Here is a 17,446-nt window from a genome sequence, read left to right on the forward strand (position 1 = left end):
TGATTTAGCCTATAGCCTTAATAGGTTGCGTCACCAATAATGCCTGCCCGTTCCATTTTTCGATGACACGGCGGATAGTCCATCACGGCATAGTGTTGTGTACTGCGGTTATCCCAAATTGCAATACTGTTAGGCTTCCAACGCCAGCGCACTTGAAACTCTGGAATATAGGCTTGAGAAATTAAGTAACGTAAAAGTTCGGCTGAGCCAGGATTGGCATCTTGTCCGAATCTGACCCGCTCTTTGGTGTGATAATTGCTGAAATGGGTGGTAAATGCGTTGACGTATAAAATTTTCTCGCCCGTTTCAGGATGAGTACGCACCACTGGGTGCTCGGCATCGGGAAACTTTGCTTTTAAGTCCAAGCGTTTTTCGAGTGGCATCGCAGCACCAAAACTGGCCTCAATACTATGATAAGCGCGTAAGTCTGCAATCTTATTCTTGATATCATCAGGTAAAGACTCATAGGCCATGACCATATTGGTCCACATCGTATCGCCACCTACAGGCGGACATTCAACACAATGCAGCACACATCCCATAGGTGGGGCCTTGCGCCAGCTTGCATCGCTATGCCAAGCATTTTCATAACGATTGACTGGGCTTTCCGGATGTTTGTAAATCTGCACTAAACCCGGATGATCAGGATCACTCCCAACCGCTGGATGATCTTCTAACTGCCCAAATCTTTCTGCAAATGCGACATGATCCTGACGTGTTAAATGTTGATCTCTTAAAAACAAAACTCGATGGTTAAGCAGTTGAGTGCGAATTTCAGCAAATAAACCATCGTCATAAATTGCATCAGCGAGTTTTACCCCACTAAGCTCCGCGCCAATATTGCAAGTTAGTTGTTCAATTTGCATAAGGAATCCTTTCAAATTACAAAAATTGATGAACCTATTGTTTTTCGAGCTTCTAAATCACGATGAGCTTGCACGGCATCCTTTAGCTCATAGCGCTGATTAATTTCAATTTTGATTCGTCCATGTCGAACATGATCAAATAATTCATTTGCCAGTTCTTTTTTCTCGGCAGGATCTGCAATGTAATCGGCTAAAGCCGGACGTGTCACAAATAGCGAACCTTTCACGGCAAGTAATACCGGATCAAAAGCAGGGATTGGACCCGAAGCCGTACCTACGCAGACCAGCAAACCACGGCGTTTTAGGGAGTCTAATGAGCTCATGAAAGTAGCTTGACCGACACTATCGAAAACGACATTTACACCAACGCCACCTGTTAACTCGCGTACACGCTCAGCAACATTTTCATGACTGTAGTTAATGACATGATCACAACCATGAGCTCTTGCTACAGCAGCTTTTTCTTCTGAAGACGTTGTACCGATAACAGTCAAGCCAAGTAATTTAGCCCACTGAGAAACAATCAACCCAACTCCACCTGCAGCTGCATGTAATAAAATCGAGTCGCCAGCTTTAAAGTCATAAATACGGCGCATTAAATAAGCAGCGGTCAACCCTCTCATGGTCATGGCTGCCGCAGTTTCACAAGAAATTTCTTCAGGTAATTTAATTAAAGCATCTGCTGGAATTAGACGGTGGGTGCTATATGCACCTAACGTATTTAAAAAACCTGTATAAGTAACTCGATCACCTACTTTGAGCTGAGTTACTCCTTCACCTAATGCTTCGATAACACCAGATGCTTCGACGCCCATGCCATTAGGCATTGGAATTTTATACGTCCCATTACGGAAATATGTATCGGCATAATTTAAACCGACTGCCACATGACGTAGGCGTACTTCTCCAGCTTTTGGGTTTCCTACTTCTACATCTTCATAGCGCATTACTTCAGGTGTTCCTGTTCCATAGAAACGTATAGCTTTCGTCAACGTCATGTCCTATCCCATATTTTGGTTTTTTATTAAGTGCCTATAACAGCAATAACTAAAACTACAATAAGTAGGATATGTGCCACTTTACATTTGACGACACAGGCTTAACGATTAATGACAAAGGATATTTGAAATATTGCTAAAGAATATTCCCAGCAGTCATGCGTAGATTGGCGCTTTTAGAATTTTATTTTCGTTTAAGCTAAAACTCACCGCCTCTTTTGCATGAATGGCAGTCGTATCAAATAAAGGCACCGAGAATTTAAGCTCACCAATCAACATACAAATTTCGGTACAACCCAAGATAATTCCTTCTGCACCTTCAGCTATGAGCGCCTCTACAATAGCAATATACTTTTGCTGTGAATCTGGGTTGATCACACCTAAACAAAGTTCTTCATAAATGATGCTATGAACTGTCTTTCTGTCGGCTTCATTTGGAATAACTACATCAATTCCATAATCCTGCAATCGAGCTTTATAAAAATCTTGCTCCATTGTAAAAGCTGTCCCCAACAGCGCAACTTTACCAATGTTTTGACTCACAATTTCTTTTGCTGTCGCATCGGCAATGTGTATAAAAGGGACCGTAATAGCATCTTCAATCTGCGGTGCAATTTTATGCATGGTGTTCGTACACACCAAAATACAATCTGCCCCTGCTTTTTCTAAATTTAGTGCTTGCTCGGCTAAATATGCACCAGCTTCTTGCCACAAACCTTTCGCTTGCAAGGCTGCGATTTCTTCAAAATCTACACTATTAATAATTACTTTAGCAGAATGCAATTTTCCTAATTTACCGTGAACCATTTTATTAATTTGTTGATAATAAAGCGCTGTGGATTCCCAACTCATGCCGCCTAATAAGCCGATTGTTTTCATTATTTAATCCTTCTATTTATTCAAAACTTATCTATATCTCTTATGAGTAAAGCGCAGCTAGAATAAAATTGCTTTCTTTTAATTTCTATCTTATAAACCACATAAAATATGTTCTTAAACTTTATAGTCGATTAAGAAATAACATGGATATTGATATATTTAATGATAATTACGAATACATGGGTGTTGTTAATAAAAAATTAGCGCATCAATTGGGACTATGGCATAGGGTTTTTACTTGCCTTGTATACAACCCATCAACTCACTCTGTTTATTTTCAGCTAAAAAACTCTAATAACTATACCTTTGATAGAAAAAGTGTTCTTGATATCTCTGTAGGCGGCCACTATGAGGCAGGTGAAACCATTGAAGATGGCATAAGAGAATGCCAAGAAGAATTAGGAATTGATGTGAGATTTAATCAATTAATTTCTATTGGAATTCGACAAACGGCTTGCCATATAGCAGAAAATTACATTGCAAATGAATTTCAACATATCTTTTTATTGCCTTTAAATATTGATTTATCCGAGCTCAAGCCGAAAGATAATGAGATAGTAGGATTTGTAGAAGCTCCAATAAATGATTGTATTGATTTACTTCAACAAAAAATAAATTCTATTCAAATAAAAAAAAGTATGAGAGTTAAAGAAAACTTATGGGAAATAAGTACCGATGTTATTACGTTAGAGAGTTTTCCTCCAAATTATCTAGCTCTTGATAAGATAATTGAAAGATTGCTCATCGCGGCTATGAGACAGATTTCTGGTGAAAACATAAACTATATTTATTGGTGAAATAAGGCTGAATTAATAAAGGAAGTTGCCTCTTGCTTATACATTTCATAGGTCCGGGTGGAGCTGGAAAAACAAGTCTTGCTAAACAATTTGCTATAGATTTCGGTGCTATTTATTATGATTTAGATGAGCACTTTATGCTTAAAATAGGAGATATTTCTCAATTTATAACCAAATATAGTTATAAAGAATATGCTATTAAAAACATTGAGTTATATAGAAGTCTAATAACAACTATAAACCCTGATCTTATAAACATAATTGTATGTTCATCAGGATTTATGACTTACCCTAATGAACTTATGGATAGTTATGAGGAGATAAAGACTCAGATTGAAGAAAGTTCTTTGACCTTTTTACTTTTACCTTCTTTCGAGCTTGAAATTTGCGTGAAGGAAATTGTAAGAAGACAACTACAAAGAGAATATTTAAATTGCTCTTCATGGAGTGAAGAAAAGAAAATTAGAAACAGATTTCCTTTATATATAAACTTAAAATGCCAAAGGTTTTTAACAAATGAAGAACCTTCAAAGATAGCATTTGAGCTATACAAAAAAATCTTTATAGATAAAAATACTTTTCAAACCATTTAATAAGAACACTATGTTAGAGACAGATCGCTTAATTTTAAAACCATTCCTTGATAAAGACTTACCTATCATGATCGAGATGTTTCAAAACAAAGATTTTATGGCCTTTTCGCCTTACGGTGCCTTGTCTACTGAAGCTGCAACTCGTCGATTTTTAGAAATTTTAGAACATTATAAAAAGTACAATTTTGGCAAAATGGCTATCATCTCAAAACAAACTCATAAAATTATTGGTTATTGTGGTTTTGAAACATGTGACCTTAATGGTCAAACGGAAGCTGAACTAGGTTTTAGACTTATTAAAAGTGAACGAAATAAAGGCTATATTGTTGAAGCTTCACTTAAGCTACTAGAAGACATGAAAAATCGAAACTTTAAGCACGTTATTGCTTTCTCAGAAGAAAACAATCTGCCTGCCCACAACCTATTAAATAAATTAGGTTTTATAAAAATGAATTCGTCTAACTACTTAAATATGGATGTTATCTTTTTTAAAAAAGAACTTTAAACTTTTTAGATAAAAATAGGAATACAAAAAAGCTCCTTAACCATAAGGAGCTTTAAATTAAACATAGAACAAAAAATAATAAAGATAAGTCGTTAACTACGAACAAACCCCATTGCTAAGCACCGATTTTTTGTTTGAATCTAGCGCCACAATTGAAGAAGAAACCGTATTAATAATTTGGGTCATCGCCTCACTTGACGCACTTACAATGGCTTCCATTTTTTTAGCTTTTTGATCAATCGGCTGTTTAAAAGCAATTCTACAGTTGAGCTGAGCTCCTCTATTAGTGATTACTTTTGCATTAGCTGACTCTAATTGAGTAGGCGGTATTTGACGCTTCACCACCCAAGACACAGCAATATTAATATTGCTGTGATCTACAATATCAAAATGAGAAAAGTCTGTAGAAACTCGATATAACGGTTGATTGTTTCCAGCAAGCCCACTGCTATAACTGTCAATTGCCCCTAGCTTTTGTTGTAAACCCGCAGACAAGGTATCGCGTAATTGCGTACCCATGGTCGATGTCCACCGCTCATTGTTTAGCACCGTAGACTTACCACTACTGTCTTGGAGCACTAAAGGCGCACGGTCTAATCGGTCTGGAATCCCGACTGGCAACACTTCAATCACCTGCACAGTTGAGCTGGTGACCGGAGTGACTTTAGGTGTAAGCGTATAGTAGTTTGGCGTTGGCGAACTCGAACATGCTGTCATAGCAACTGCCGTTAAAAACAAGCCACTCCCAAGCAGCCATTTGGCTGCTTTAGAATGTTGAAAAGATCGATTGTTTTTATTTTTCATCATCGGCCTCTGGTGTCTTACCACGAATAATTGATTCAGGGTGTTGTTCAATATAGTCTGACATTAACTGTAAAGAGGCAGCAGCTCGTGTCATTTGCTGTAATGCTTTACGTACGTCTTGTTGCAACGGCGCATCGCTCGACAAAATAGACTCAGATGACCTTACAGTTTTACGAACATCGTCTAAAGTTGCTTGTAAACCAGGTGCAACTTTGCCATCTAACTGCTTAACCAGCTTGTCGGTAGACTCAATCGCTGTGTCCATATTGTTAAGCGTTTTACGCACATCTTGGCCAATTTCAACTAACGGGAATTTCGTTAATTTGTCTGCAATCTGAGAAACTTGTGCTTGTAAGCCACTCAGTTCTGTTGGTGTAGTTGGAATCACCACACGGTTATCGCCTAGAATCTGTAATGTGGCTGGTTTCGCTTTAGGGAACTTGTCTAGAGCAATATAGTTTTGTCCAGTAAGAAGGTTGCCTGTTCGCATTTGAGCACGCCATCCATGTTCAATAAAATCTTTAAAAATTTCACTGTTCGGGTTAAGTGCCTGACCATTTTCAACTCGTGAAGGATAGATGACTGCCTCAACACGCATACGAATCTGTTTATAGTGGTCATAAAACTCGGCATTTATTGATTTAACATTACCAATTTCAATACCCATGAAATCAATTGGTGCACCGACCGTAAGCCCACGTAATGAATGATCAAAGTACATAATCACACCGCGTGGTTGACCATCAGGTTCTTTTAATGCTTCACCTTTTGAATCCCAAAGATTAAAACGACTCTGATTCGCTGCCATCGTGGCATGTGAACTTTCAGGGTAACCAAAAGCAATCCCCCCTGCGACAATACTTGCCAGCGATTGAGTATCTAAATTAAAGCCTGAAGCATTTAAGGTCACATCAATCCCACTCGCCTGCCAAAAACGTGCATCGGTGGTTACAAACTTGTCATACGGCGCGCGGATAAACGTTTGTAGTTCAACATTTTTACCGTCATCAGACAATTTATAGGCTGTAATTTGCCCTACATTAATTCGACGATAATAAATTGGAGAACCTATATCTAACGAACCAAGATCATCTGCATTTAAGAAAAATACTTTTCCAGGAACATCTGAAGATATGACCGGTGGTACTTCTAAACCAGTAAATTCAAACTTATCCTCTTCTGATTTTCCACCATCCACTTCAATATATGAACCTGACAATAAGGTATCTATTCCAGAAACTCCACCCGTCCCAATACGTGGTCGCACGACCCAAAATCGTGAATCTTTTGCTGCAAAGTTACTCGCACCTTTTCGCAAATCAATTCTGGCAATAATGTGTGAACGGTCATCTGAAAGATCAATCTGCCGTACTACACCAATATCCACCTGCTTATAACGGACTGTTGTTTTACCAGCGACTAACCCTTCAGCCGTTCTAAAAGACACATCAATTGTAGGGCCATGAGACAGTAGCGCTTTTACAGCTAACGAAAGCGCGATTAAAAGCGCGATCAATGGAATAAGCCAAATTAATAAAGGCTTCCACCGACTTTTCTTTTCTTGGGGCTCTGGTAAATCATTCATGCTATCCAGTTCAACATCTGTATCACGACGATCTGAGTTACCAGTGGTTATTTCATTTTCAGACATACTCATTGTTCTTTTATTGACTGGGATTAATAGAATCATTATTCAACGGCGGATGTTCTGCCTGAATAATCGTTGTTTTTTCAGAAGCAACAGAAGACGGTTTGTTTGTATTTTGAGATGCATAAAAATTATCCCAAATAATACGTGGGTCAAAACTAAGTGATGCGAACATGGTTAACACTACAACAGCACCAAAAGCAATCGAACCTGGCCCAGCTAAAATCGTAGCAAGCGATTGAATCTGAATGAGGGCTGTTAAAAGTGCCACCACAAAAACATCAATCATTGACCAGCGCCCAATAAACTCGACAATTCGATATAACTTAACGCATTGCTCGGGTAAAAATTTCCAACCTGCCGATTTCTGTAGATATACAGCAAATAATAAAAAATACAAAATCAGCAGCTTCAACATGGGAATAAAAATACTGGCCATGAAAATAACGACTGAAACCAGATAGTCTCCACTTTGCCAGAAGTAAATTACCCCACTCATGATCGTATCTTGCTGACTGCCCAAAAGTGAGTCAGTCACCGTCATTGGAAGTACATTGGCTGGAATATAGAGAATTGTTGCAGCCACTACCAAAGCAAAGGTTCGATTTAAACTCGCTGGTTTACGTGAATGCAGTACGCTATTACACCGAATACAACGTAAAACTTGGCTTTTATCTCGTCGTCTTTTTTCATTTTGAGCAGAATTTACGACACCACAGCAATGACAAACAATTAATGAGAGATCTTTAGCCCGTGGATATTGCTTAAGTACCGATCCGTATTGCGAGCTTTTTGCTTGGGTCACATTTTTTATTGTTTTCATGGCAGTGACCTATCAATTTCGTTCCATATATCACTTACCTTTATGGAAGTAATATAGACCAACAATACACTTAAGATCGCAAATGCCCATAAAGCAATTTCTGGAATCACCAAAACCATTCCAACTAACTTTACAAGCGTGACCAAAATTCCGATTAAGAACACCTCAACCATTCCCCACACTCTCATAAAGAAAAGTGTGCGTAAGGCCATCACCAAAAACGTTGGCCTCTTTTTCAATATACTCACTGTACCGAGCACATAGCTAAGTAATAAAAGATAGGAAAGCGGCACAATAAAAGTGGTAATTAAGATAAGTACACCAACGAATGCCCGATCAAAGTGAAACATCACCCATACAGCACCGAGTAAAGTAGTCTCGGAAGTATTTCCTTGTAATTCAATTTTTACGATGGGAAAGCTATTGGCAATAATAAATACAATTAAGGCAGTTAAAATCAAAGCTAACAATGTTGAAAAAGTTTTGGTGTGCCGATAGAGTTCTGCACCACAGCAAACACAATAAGCCCTTTTTCCATAAGCAAGCGGAGCTCTACGATAGACTGTATCGCACTCCTCACAACCTGCTAATTCTTTAAGCTTCATAGTGATACTCTGAAATTTATAGTTTGATTACATTCTTCAACGAGCTTGTTTTACCTAAAACAATGACTCCTAACACGCAAATATTATTCCAAAAATTTAACTTATATCATTGGTATATCAACATTCAAGTTAAGAAAGATAGAAGAAAAATGAAAATTTTGATTATTTTACTGCTACCCAAAATAATTTATAGGGACCCTTTTTGCTACTAAGTTAAATGAAAATATAAATTAAACCAAAGACTATCTAATTAAATTCAACTTTTTAGACAGAAAAATTATTGAAGATGCTGTTCAATATATGTTTGAAATTGCTGAACAATATAACCCGATTCTAATTTTGAACTGGAATAAAGCCCAAACGATAAAGATCTAAGTTGAGGTAATTCAGCACTTTTTAAAATCTTGATATCTGAAGGTATCTGAAATAATGACCTTAAACTGATTCCAATGCCTGCACGTACCGCAGGCCACAAAGCTTGAACAGAATTGCACTCATAGGCGATGTGCCACTCCAAGCCCTTCTCTTCAAGCGCCTGAATTGCGATTTGTCTTAGAATACAAGGCTGCTGTAATACAACCAATGGAATCGAAGATCCAGTTTCAATAATCTGCTGGATGTGTGGATGAGAACAAAATAACCACTCTGTTTCTACATTCTGCAATTCATAAAAATTTTCACGGGCTTCATCTTGTTGCCAGATGAGTGCCAAATCCAGCTCTTGTTTTTGTACTTTTTCTAATAAATTAAGATTTCGATCGACCTGAATTTGAAACTGCACTTTAGGATATTGCAACATGAACTGAGCAATTAATTGTTGGAGCGTACCTTCAGCAAAATCTTCTTGTAACCCAAAGCGAATAACCCCTGTCGCTTGAGTCTGATGAAGTTGTAAAAGTACCCTATCATTCATTGCCAACACATTTTTTGCATGACTAAATAATAATTCACCGCTCGGCGTCAACTCTAACAATCTTCCGTTTTTTCTTAATAATTGGCACCCAGTCTGCTGCTCTAATTTTTTTAATTGGGCACTAATCGCAGCCGGAGACCGACATAAGTTTTGAGCAGCCAAATAAAAACTGCCTAGCTCTATACCTTTTACAAATGCCCGTAAGGCATCTAAATCAAGGTTAGTGGATACTTTCGCATAATCATTCATAAAAACTGAACTATAGATTCAAAAAGTTTTGATTTTTTAAAATATAACAAACTGCCATAGTCACTACAACATCCCCCAACGCAGAGTTTTAAGATGTTTAGAAAAATTGATATCAACAATTTAGAAACTGTCGCTCCCAAACTTTATGAGCTCGGCAAGGATTATTTGTTTGCAGATATCTGGCAAAGACCAATCCTTGATACGCAAACACGCTGTTTCATTACAATCTCGGCGCTCATTTTGCAGGGTCGCTATTCACAGCTTGAATGGCATATCAAAAATGCCCTAAGCCAAGGAATCTCTAAGGAACAAATTATTGAGGTTACTACCCATCTGGCTTTCTATGCAGGACTGCCCACCGCTATTTCAGCACTTGAACATATGCCAGAGGAGATATGGTCATGCCCATGATTCGTTTTACAACCAGCTATCCATATACCGATTTAGAAAAAGCGCAAATATCTAAAGTTGTGCAATCTTGTATGGAAAACTATTTCGATACGCCTAAAAATGATTGTTTTCATATTTTTGAACAAATACCGCAAGGACAGGTTTTTGTTGACCCTGATTATTGGGTTAAAACTGCACGTACTGAAAAGTTCATCTTGCTTTATATCACCTCAGGCAAGCCCCGAACGGCGCAACAAAAATCAGATTTAATGCTGCATGTTACAACCCAGCTTAAACAGAATTTTGATGTCCCAGAACAAGATGTCATGTTTGTGATTGTGCAAAATAGCGCAGAAGATTGGTGCTTTGGTCATGCACAGCGCGCTGATCTTTATTTGAAAAGCTTGAATTCACCATAAATAAATACAAGCCGAATGCATATTTTAATAAAATATATAAATTCAGATCTAAAAAAGCTCCTTAAACAAGGAGCTTTTCATTCGCCGATTCTTAATTAACCATAGTTAAAAAATAATTTAATAATCTATCTCGGTCATCTACCTGATTTTCCCCTAAAAGCTGAACCATAGCGCCATCAATCACAAATAAAAACAGGTGCGCATCTTCAATTGAAGCCGTAACTTTTAACGTTAAAAGTAGTTTATAAATTTCTTGAATTAGCCAATTTCGATAGTCAATTACGACCTTATAGGCGGTTGGATAAAGCTTTTCAATTTCAAAAATGGCTTTAAATGGCAAATGGTAAAAGCCCTCTAAATCTGCATGTAAATAGAAAATTTTCTTGAGCTTATCGAACAACATGAGTTCACGATATGAATGGATAATTGAAAATACCTCGTCTTTTAATGCATCTTTTTGAAAAGTTAGGCTCATCTCGATGAGCTTTTCTTTAGAGTGAAAATCATTATAAAAAGTGGATTTTGAAATTCTGGCTTCAGCAATAATTCGGTCGACACCTACATTATGAAAACCATGTTGATTAAATAGATCTCTTGCCGCGTGGAGCACTCTTAATGCTCTAAATGATTTTTCTAAATTTGGCATAAATATTCTGCTCAAAGATAATTTTTTGTTGTATATAAAAGAGATAGAAAGGCCTTCACTCTTAAAATGAGTGCTAAAAACAGGCATACGAAAGCTGCACAAAAAGGATGCGCTAACCTATCTCAAGCTTTATTGTTGATATGATTTTTTAATCGTAACGATCTAAAAGCTAAACCTATAAATGTTTAAACCGTTTTAAAGACCAGTTGAGCGGTATGGATAGAGAGAGCTTGGCAAAGGCCAAAGAATAAGAAAAATTAGTATGCATAGAGGACTCCTCATGTCTAAAGAAGTTCTACCTGATTACTGTCAAATAATTATGGTGGCAGAACGAGAGAAGGTTGACAGACTGGTTAGACGCCAGCACACCCGAGGGTGTCCCTCTCCCGTCCTACCGCAACGGGAGGAGACGAGGAGCTTACACACAAAACTATTCCTCAGAAGGAATAATTCTGATGCAGTCTAAATCAGCCTGTCAAAGCCGGCTGACAATGTAGGTCAGCAGGCAAAGGATAGTGCTCTACCCTATTACAGTCAAGCATGCAAAATGACATTTGTTTTAAAATAGATCATTAAAAAGTAAGGATAAATAATGAATCACTTATTGTTAAATTAGGTTTATAAAATACTTATCAATCGTTACATAAGTATTGAAACGCCCTAGGTCAGTTACCTTGGTAAAGATGAATTATTCCTATTTCTACAGCGCGGAAAACTAAAGAACAGATACAACAATTTTTTGATTATTTAGAGTTAATCCCAGAAGCAAAGAAGTTCGATTAATCAAAACCTAATATAAACCCACTTCATTATGTTTGGAGTGTTGCTCCAACATTGAAATTATGGTGCAAATTAAAGGCAAGTTGAGATTTTGTATATGAAAAGTAAAAAATTTACTCTCTTAAATTCAAAAAAATAGCGCTTAACTTTTACGCTAATATCATGTCTTTTATCAATTTTTCTATAAAAATTTTACCCTATAATTCAGTTTTACCACTAAGTGAAGTTATGTAACTTTATCCATACAATTTCTTCACAATTTAAAACCTTAACATAAACAAACAATTAAAAATATTTTGCTATCTTATTGATCATTAAGAGGACACCTCTTAATTTCCTTTTCTTGAATAACTCATCGTTATTCTGCCTCTTTATTCTGCAATTTTTTAATTCAGTATTTAAAACCGTATATGTTCACTTTAAATACTGAGATTCAATTCTTAGGCTAAATATGCGCACATCTGAAAAACAAGTAAAACCTATTGAGATTGATGATATCAATATCATCGAGAACGAAAAAACCAAAAAAGCGATTACTGCGGCTGCATTAGGTAATGCAATTGAGTGGTTTGATTTCGGTGTTTATGGTTATGTGGCATACGTTCTCGGTAAAGTATTTTTCCCAAATGCTTCACCAAGCGTGCAAATGATTGCCGCACTTGCTACATTTTCAGTTCCTTTTATTTTTCGCCCATTAGGTGGTGTTTACTTTGGACATTTAGGTGATAAATACGGGCGTCAAAAAGTTCTTGCCATTACTATCATTATTATGTCCATCAGTACCTTTGGTATTGGCCTTATTCCATCTTATGAAACAATCGGTTTATGGGCACCTATTCTTTTACTCATTGTAAAAATTGTACAAGGCTTCTCCATTGGTGGTGAATACTCAGGTGCTGCGATTTTTGTCGCTGAATATTCTCCAGACCGAAAACGTGGTTTTATGGGAAGCTGGCTTGATTTTGGATCGATAGCGGGCTTTGTACTTGGTGCTGCAACCGTCGCTTTGATCACACACGCCGTGGGTGAAGCAAGCTTTGCCGAGTGGGGTTGGCGTATTCCCTTCTTTCTTGCTCTACCACTGGGCATAATCGGTTTATATTTACGAAACCGCCTTGAAGAAACCCCTGTGTATCAACAGCATGCAGAGCAACAAGCACTAAAAAGCAAACCTCAAAAATTTAGTTTCAAAGAAATTTTTGTTAAACATAAGCGTAGTTTATTGGTGTGCATTGGTCTAGTAATCAGCACTAACGTCACTTACTACATGTTGCTAACTTATTTACCAAGCTATTTTTCGCATAACTTAGGCTATTCAGAAGCACATGGTGCACTTATTATCATTGCCGTTATGGTTGGGATGTTATTTGTACAACCCGTGATTGGTTATTTGAGTGATAAGTTTGGACGCCGCCCATTTATTTTTATTGGAAGCTTTTCCCTTGTTTTCTTGGCATATCCTGCTTTTGTATTACTTAACTCTGGGGTAAGTTATCAAATTTTTATAGGCTTACTTATTCTTGCTTTATCCCTCAATATGTCTATCGGAGTGATGGCATCAACTTTACCCGCCCTATTTCCAACTGAAATCCGTTATAGCGCTTTAGGTATTGCCTTTAATTTCTCAGTCGTTATTGCTGGTTTAACCCCAACTATTACCGCAACTCTAGTTGAAACTACCCATAATCTGATGGTTCCGGCCTATTACTTGATGATTTGTGGTGTGGTGGGTATTGCTACTGCAATATATTTGAAGGAAACAGCCAATAAGCCTTTAATTGGTGGCGTGCCTATTGCCAATAACATAGAGGAAGCGCAGGAGTTACTTGAAGAATTTCATGAAACTATTGAGCAAAAAATTGAAAATATTGATCAGAGAATTGAAGAGCTTCAGCAAAAACGTCAAAAGCTTGCAGATAAACACCCTGATATAGCCTGATTGAAGCAAAGTTCTTTCATAAAAGTAGCGACTTTAGTGTCGCTATTTTTTTAATTTGTTTTTCATTTAATTAGATACTTTAACTAATCATTAATTAAGCTGAATGATAGTTTTGCTAAACATTTAGAAAAATTTTGTTTTAAAGGATATATTTAGCTATATTTTTTATTCATTATAGGCAAACACATTACAAATCTATAATGTAATTATTATAGATGGTGGCAAAACGAAAGAGGGTTGACAGACCAATCATCTAGCAGCTGGCACGCATAAAGCGTCCCCCTTTCGCCCTACCAGAATGAATATGAAATTATATACATTTTAAACTCTTAAAGTAATTTCAATGAAAAATATTAATATCTTCAAATTTATAAACCTTGTGCTAGTCTTTTTATGGTTTTATCAAGGTCTCGTTCCAAAATTTCTATTTCTTAATTCTGATGAAATTTTTGTATGGCAATGGCTAGGGCTATCACTTGAACATGCAAAACTTGCAGGCCATGCAAGTGGAATAGCTGAAATGATTTTTGGTTTATGTTTTCTATTTACTGCACATAAATATATTCATTATTTAAGCATTTTGGGTTTGCTTGGACTGCTTCTTTTAATTGGTTTTTTAATACCCTCTACCCTGATCTTGCCCTACAACCCTATCGTAATGAATCTTTCGATGATAAGTTTATCTATTGTCTATCTCATCTTATTAAGTGAGCAAAATTAACTTACAGCCATTCATTTAACTATTTTTAAAGATTTTATATAGAGAGTGCAATGAGTTTACCCAAAACCGAAGTTTGCAGTGTGGTCATTACAGGCAGTACAAAAGGTATTGGTTTAGCCCTTGCCCATGCTTTTTTAGATCTTGGATGTTCTGTTGTCATTGCTGGACGTAACCCTGAGCATCTTAAGCAGGCTCTTTCTCATTTAGAAACTCATTTCAATAAAGAAAAATTCATTGGTCTGTGTTGCGATGTAACTCAAGTGTCTGATGTGCAAACCCTATGGGATGGTGCAATTGAGCGCTTTGGGCAAGTCGATGTGTGGATTAATAATGCAGGAAGCTGCCACCCAACGAAAGACTTTATCAACCTTCAGCCAGAAGAGTTAAACGCGGCTGTTTCAACTAATATTTTAGGCACGATGTTGGGTTCGCAAGTCGCTTTAAAAGGCATGCTTAACCAAGGTTATGGTCAAATCTTTAATATGGAAGGATGGGGAAGCAACGGCGAATGGAGTGCAGGCATGACGCCTTATGCAACCACAAAACGAGCCGTAAGTTATTTCAGTAAAGCACTTTATAAAGAAACAAAATCGACTCCAATTTTAACTGGCACACTCAGCCCGGGCATGGTCGCAACAGACCTGTTAGTTTCTTCTTGGACCAATGGCAACATCCAAAACTGGAAAAAGATGAAACGGTTATTTTTCTTTGTGATTGACCCGCCAGAAGTTGTTTGTGCGTATTTAGCAAAACAAATTATTCAAAACAAAAAAGCCAACCGACGCATCGCTTGGATCACGCCGTGGAAGCTTTTTCTTAGATTTTTGCAACCTTATTACTGGCGTAGAAACCCCGTTAAAGGCACAGCCTTAGAGCATTTGTAGTCGGGCTTATAATGTGACTAAAAATCTAATCTCACTCAGTTAAGATGGTTTGATTGATAGGCACATCGGATTTATTGTTCAGTAAAAGTTCTTCTAAAGAGAGCTTTTACTGTACTTTATACTCATCAAGAATCGTTATCTGAGCTATCTTCTTTATTTAAAATCCGCCCTTCCCGTTTTGGTCGAATCAATGGTGCTGTTGGTCGTGGATGCGTATGTGTATATTGCATACCGACTCCCGCATTTACGTCATCTGCTGCGATTTCAGTTTCAAAGCGCTCATTATCAAGATCTCGAATTTCCTCAGTAATTCTTTCTACTTCGTCTTCATCCACACCAAGTTCTTGTAAAATTACTCCCCCAAACTTAATCGCAGATTCAAACGTTTCACGGATCATAAAGTCTACTTTTTGTTTGACTAAATGCAGTGAGTGCTCACGGTCATATGAACGGACTAATAATTTCGCTAAAGGAAATTCATGTGTGACGAGTTCTACAATTCTATTGGTCGTTTCCTTACTGTCTACACACACCACGATCGCTTGTGCTGTTGCAGCACCAGAAGTATGTAGAATATCTAAGCGACAGCCATCGCCATAATAAATTTTAAAACCAAATTTTTCAGCGTTTCGAATCATGTCCGTATTATTATCAATAATGGTGACATCTACGCCTCTTGCCAATAATAATTGACTGGTGACCTGTCCAAAACGCCCAAATCCAATCATTAAAACGCTACCGCTTAAACCCTCGGCAATATTGACGTTTTCTAACGAAACATTCGCTTTAAATTGAGTAAACCGTTTAAAAATAATACCGACAATTGGAGTCAACACCATTGAAAGCACAACAATAGCGGTAAGATTAGATTTAATTGTACCGTCAATGACTTGGGCACTTAATGCAGCAGAGAAAAGTACAAAGGCAAACTCTCCGCCCTGAGCCATGAGTAAGGCACGGTCCAACGCTTCAGTATGAGGGCTTTTAGTTATTCGGGCGACAATATAAATCATGAGAGCCTTGGCAAGCATGAGGGCAATTACGCCACTGACAATGAGCTGCCAGTTTTTAGCAACCACTGATAAATCCAATGACATGCCAACCCCAAGGAAAAACAGGCCCAACAAGATTCCTCGGAATGGTTCAATATCAGCTTCAATTTGATGTCTAAACGTTGATTCAGATAAAAGCACACCCGCTAAGAAAGCTCCCATCGCCATGGACAAACCGCTGACTTGCATGAGCAACGCTGCACCCAACACAACCAATAAGGCAGCGGCAGTCATGACTTCTCGGGCTTTAGCCGCAGCCAAGAGTCTAAATAATGGGTTAAGTAACCAATAACCTGCCGCAATGAGACCTGCAATTGCGATTAAACCAATGCCTATATTTTCTAAACGTACAGATGTGCTTTCGACCACATGATTAGGTGCCATAAAAGCAACAATAGCGAGCAATGGTACAATCAGTAAATCTTCAAATAATAAGATGGCTACAATTTTTTGCCCACGAGGTTGGGTCAAGTCACCGCGATCGCCCAATAACTGCATCACAATAGCAGTCGACGTTAATACAAACCCTGCTGCACCAATAAAAGCAACTTGCCATGTAAAACCAAATAACAGCCCGACGCCAGTCAAAGCCAGTGCGCAAATGATGATCTGTAGTGTGCCAAGGCCAAAAATCTCGCGTCTAAGGCTCCATAAATGTGACGGCTGCATTTCCAAACCAATCAGAAATAGGTACATCACAATTCCCAACTCGGCAATATGTAAAATTGCGGTGGAATCTTGAAAAAAGGCAAAACCGAATGGGCCAATAATCAGACCCGCAATTAAATAACCTAATACTGAACCTAAGCCAATACGTTTAAAAATAGGGACTGCAATGACAGCCGCTGCCAATAAAACTACGGGGGCAACCAAGCTAATTGAATGTGCTTCTTCGCTCATACATTTCTCATTTTATTTATCTGCAATTTATTCTA

At 37.7% G+C, this 17,446-nt stretch carries 17 protein-coding genes and 2 pseudogenes; 9 read left to right on the plus strand and 10 right to left on the minus strand.

Annotation, left to right across the window (positions count from 1 at the left end; genetic code table 11):
- Positions 1–17: 17 nt before the first annotated feature.
- The 3 genes and pseudogenes from ASF86_RS08130 to ASF86_RS08140 all read right to left on the minus strand — a co-directional run bounded on the left by ASF86_RS08130 (position 18) and on the right by ASF86_RS08140 (position 2,743).
- A complete protein-coding gene (locus tag ASF86_RS08130; RefSeq protein ID WP_056481054.1) occupies positions 18–866 on the minus strand; it encodes a TauD/TfdA dioxygenase family protein in 849 nt (282 codons plus the stop codon).
- An 11-nt stretch (positions 867–877) separates the two neighbouring features.
- Entirely contained in the window at positions 878–1,864 is a 987-nt protein-coding gene (locus ASF86_RS08135) for a quinone oxidoreductase family protein (RefSeq protein WP_056481056.1), read from the minus strand.
- 136 nt (positions 1,865–2,000) lie between these two features.
- Positions 2,001–2,743 (minus strand): annotated as a pseudogene (locus ASF86_RS08140) (aspartate/glutamate racemase family protein).
- Positions 2,744–2,886: 143 nt separating this feature from the next.
- Here ASF86_RS08140 and ASF86_RS08145 point away from each other — a divergent pair.
- Genes ASF86_RS08145 through ASF86_RS08155 form a run of 3 tightly spaced genes read left to right on the plus strand, consistent with a single transcriptional unit; the run spans position 2,887 to position 4,638 of the window.
- Positions 2,887–3,540, plus strand: coding sequence for an NUDIX hydrolase (locus ASF86_RS08145; RefSeq protein ID WP_056481060.1), 654 nt, complete (start codon positions 2,887–2,889; stop codon positions 3,538–3,540).
- Between the two features lie 32 nt (positions 3,541–3,572).
- Positions 3,573–4,133 carry a shikimate kinase gene (locus ASF86_RS08150; RefSeq protein WP_056481062.1) on the plus strand — a complete coding sequence of 187 codons (561 nt, stop codon included), beginning with the start codon at positions 3,573–3,575 and terminating at the stop codon, positions 4,131–4,133.
- A gap of 10 nt (positions 4,134–4,143) precedes the next feature.
- Positions 4,144–4,638, plus strand: coding sequence for a GNAT family N-acetyltransferase (locus ASF86_RS08155; RefSeq protein WP_056481065.1), 495 nt, complete (start codon positions 4,144–4,146; stop codon positions 4,636–4,638).
- Positions 4,639–4,734: 96 nt separating this feature from the next.
- On the opposite strand, the gene ASF86_RS08160 is transcribed toward ASF86_RS08155, so the two are convergent.
- The 5 genes from ASF86_RS08160 to ASF86_RS08180 all read right to left on the minus strand — a co-directional run bounded on the left by ASF86_RS08160 (position 4,735) and on the right by ASF86_RS08180 (position 9,680).
- Positions 4,735–5,442, minus strand: coding sequence for a membrane integrity-associated transporter subunit PqiC (locus ASF86_RS08160; RefSeq protein WP_056481067.1), 708 nt, complete (start codon positions 5,440–5,442; stop codon positions 4,735–4,737).
- The gene (locus ASF86_RS08165; RefSeq protein WP_081407660.1) at positions 5,432–7,099 is read right to left on the minus strand and encodes an intermembrane transport protein PqiB; all 1,668 of its coding nucleotides are present in this window, start codon (positions 7,097–7,099) and stop codon (positions 5,432–5,434) included. Before ASF86_RS08165 ends, ASF86_RS08160 begins: the two co-directional genes overlap by 11 nt.
- 7 nt (positions 7,100–7,106) lie before the next feature.
- On the minus strand, positions 7,107–7,913 hold the full coding sequence (locus tag ASF86_RS08170; RefSeq protein WP_056481071.1) for a paraquat-inducible protein A: 807 nt from the start codon (positions 7,911–7,913) through the stop codon (positions 7,107–7,109).
- Positions 7,910–8,518 carry a paraquat-inducible protein A gene (locus ASF86_RS08175; protein WP_056481073.1) on the minus strand — a complete coding sequence of 203 codons (609 nt, stop codon included), beginning with the start codon at positions 8,516–8,518 and terminating at the stop codon, positions 7,910–7,912. Before ASF86_RS08175 ends, ASF86_RS08170 begins: the two co-directional genes overlap by 4 nt.
- A gap of 277 nt (positions 8,519–8,795) precedes the next feature.
- The gene (locus ASF86_RS08180) at positions 8,796–9,680 is read right to left on the minus strand and encodes a LysR substrate-binding domain-containing protein (protein WP_056481075.1); all 885 of its coding nucleotides are present in this window, start codon (positions 9,678–9,680) and stop codon (positions 8,796–8,798) included.
- A 93-nt stretch (positions 9,681–9,773) separates the two neighbouring features.
- On the opposite strand from ASF86_RS08180, the gene ASF86_RS08185 reads away from it, so the two are divergent.
- A complete protein-coding gene (locus ASF86_RS08185) occupies positions 9,774–10,091 on the plus strand; it encodes a carboxymuconolactone decarboxylase family protein (protein WP_004643395.1) in 318 nt (105 codons plus the stop codon).
- Positions 10,082–10,489, plus strand: coding sequence for a tautomerase family protein (locus tag ASF86_RS08190; RefSeq protein ID WP_056481076.1), 408 nt, complete (start codon positions 10,082–10,084; stop codon positions 10,487–10,489). The genes ASF86_RS08185 and ASF86_RS08190 overlap by 10 nt, the downstream gene beginning before the upstream one ends.
- Before the next feature lie 91 nt (positions 10,490–10,580).
- Here the strand turns inward: ASF86_RS08190 and ASF86_RS08195 are convergent, their stop codons facing one another.
- Positions 10,581–11,135: a TetR/AcrR family transcriptional regulator gene (locus ASF86_RS08195; RefSeq protein WP_056481078.1), complete on the minus strand. Its 555-nt coding sequence runs from the start codon at positions 11,133–11,135 to the stop codon at positions 10,581–10,583.
- A gap of 646 nt (positions 11,136–11,781) precedes the next feature.
- On the opposite strand from ASF86_RS08195, the pseudogene ASF86_RS20195 reads away from it, so the two are divergent.
- The 4 genes and pseudogenes from ASF86_RS20195 to ASF86_RS08210 all read left to right on the plus strand — a co-directional run.
- Positions 11,782–11,918 (plus strand): annotated as a pseudogene (locus tag ASF86_RS20195) (ADP-ribose pyrophosphatase); the annotation flags it as partial.
- A 448-nt stretch (positions 11,919–12,366) separates the two neighbouring features.
- On the plus strand, positions 12,367–13,854 hold the full coding sequence (gene proP / locus ASF86_RS08200) for a glycine betaine/L-proline transporter ProP (protein WP_056481080.1): 1,488 nt from the start codon (positions 12,367–12,369) through the stop codon (positions 13,852–13,854).
- Positions 13,855–14,197: 343 nt separating this feature from the next.
- On the plus strand, positions 14,198–14,575 hold the full coding sequence (locus ASF86_RS08205; RefSeq protein WP_056481081.1) for a DoxX-like family protein: 378 nt from the start codon (positions 14,198–14,200) through the stop codon (positions 14,573–14,575).
- A 50-nt stretch (positions 14,576–14,625) separates the two neighbouring features.
- Positions 14,626–15,459, plus strand: a complete 834-nt coding sequence (locus tag ASF86_RS08210; RefSeq protein WP_056481083.1) for an SDR family NAD(P)-dependent oxidoreductase — start codon at positions 14,626–14,628, stop codon at positions 15,457–15,459.
- 125 nt (positions 15,460–15,584) lie between these two features.
- On the opposite strand, the gene ASF86_RS08215 is transcribed toward ASF86_RS08210, so the two are convergent.
- The gene (locus tag ASF86_RS08215; RefSeq protein WP_056481085.1) at positions 15,585–17,411 is read right to left on the minus strand and encodes a monovalent cation:proton antiporter-2 (CPA2) family protein; all 1,827 of its coding nucleotides are present in this window, start codon (positions 17,409–17,411) and stop codon (positions 15,585–15,587) included.
- Positions 17,412–17,446 lie beyond the last annotated feature (35 nt).

Source organism: Acinetobacter sp. Leaf130 (assembly GCF_001423205.1).
Lineage (GTDB): Bacteria > Pseudomonadota > Gammaproteobacteria > Pseudomonadales > Moraxellaceae > Acinetobacter > Acinetobacter calcoaceticus.

Coding starts and splice junctions, on each gene's coding strand:
- ASF86_RS08130 (WP_056481054.1), bottom strand. CDS start 866: ATGCAAATTGAACAACTAACTTGCAATATTGGCGCGGAGCTTAGTGGG.
- ASF86_RS08135 (WP_056481056.1), bottom strand. CDS start 1,864: ATGACGTTGACGAAAGCTATACGTTTCTATGGAACAGGAACACCTGAA.
- ASF86_RS08145 (WP_056481060.1), top strand. CDS start 2,887: ATGGATATTGATATATTTAATGATAATTACGAATACATGGGTGTTGTT.
- ASF86_RS08155 (WP_056481065.1), top strand. CDS start 4,144: ATGTTAGAGACAGATCGCTTAATTTTAAAACCATTCCTTGATAAAGAC.
- ASF86_RS08160 (WP_056481067.1), bottom strand. CDS start 5,442: ATGAAAAATAAAAACAATCGATCTTTTCAACATTCTAAAGCAGCCAAA.
- ASF86_RS08165 (WP_081407660.1), bottom strand. CDS start 7,099: ATGAGTATGTCTGAAAATGAAATAACCACTGGTAACTCAGATCGTCGT.
- ASF86_RS08170 (WP_056481071.1), bottom strand. CDS start 7,913: ATGAAAACAATAAAAAATGTGACCCAAGCAAAAAGCTCGCAATACGGA.
- ASF86_RS08175 (WP_056481073.1), bottom strand. CDS start 8,518: ATGAAGCTTAAAGAATTAGCAGGTTGTGAGGAGTGCGATACAGTCTAT.
- ASF86_RS08180 (WP_056481075.1), bottom strand. CDS start 9,680: ATGAATGATTATGCGAAAGTATCCACTAACCTTGATTTAGATGCCTTA.
- ASF86_RS08185 (WP_004643395.1), top strand. CDS start 9,774: ATGTTTAGAAAAATTGATATCAACAATTTAGAAACTGTCGCTCCCAAA.
- ASF86_RS08190 (WP_056481076.1), top strand. CDS start 10,082: ATGCCCATGATTCGTTTTACAACCAGCTATCCATATACCGATTTAGAA.
- ASF86_RS08195 (WP_056481078.1), bottom strand. CDS start 11,135: ATGCCAAATTTAGAAAAATCATTTAGAGCATTAAGAGTGCTCCACGCG.
- proP (WP_056481080.1), top strand. CDS start 12,367: ATGCGCACATCTGAAAAACAAGTAAAACCTATTGAGATTGATGATATC.
- ASF86_RS08205 (WP_056481081.1), top strand. CDS start 14,198: ATGAAAAATATTAATATCTTCAAATTTATAAACCTTGTGCTAGTCTTT.
- ASF86_RS08210 (WP_056481083.1), top strand. CDS start 14,626: ATGAGTTTACCCAAAACCGAAGTTTGCAGTGTGGTCATTACAGGCAGT.
- ASF86_RS08215 (WP_056481085.1), bottom strand. CDS start 17,411: ATGAGCGAAGAAGCACATTCAATTAGCTTGGTTGCCCCCGTAGTTTTA.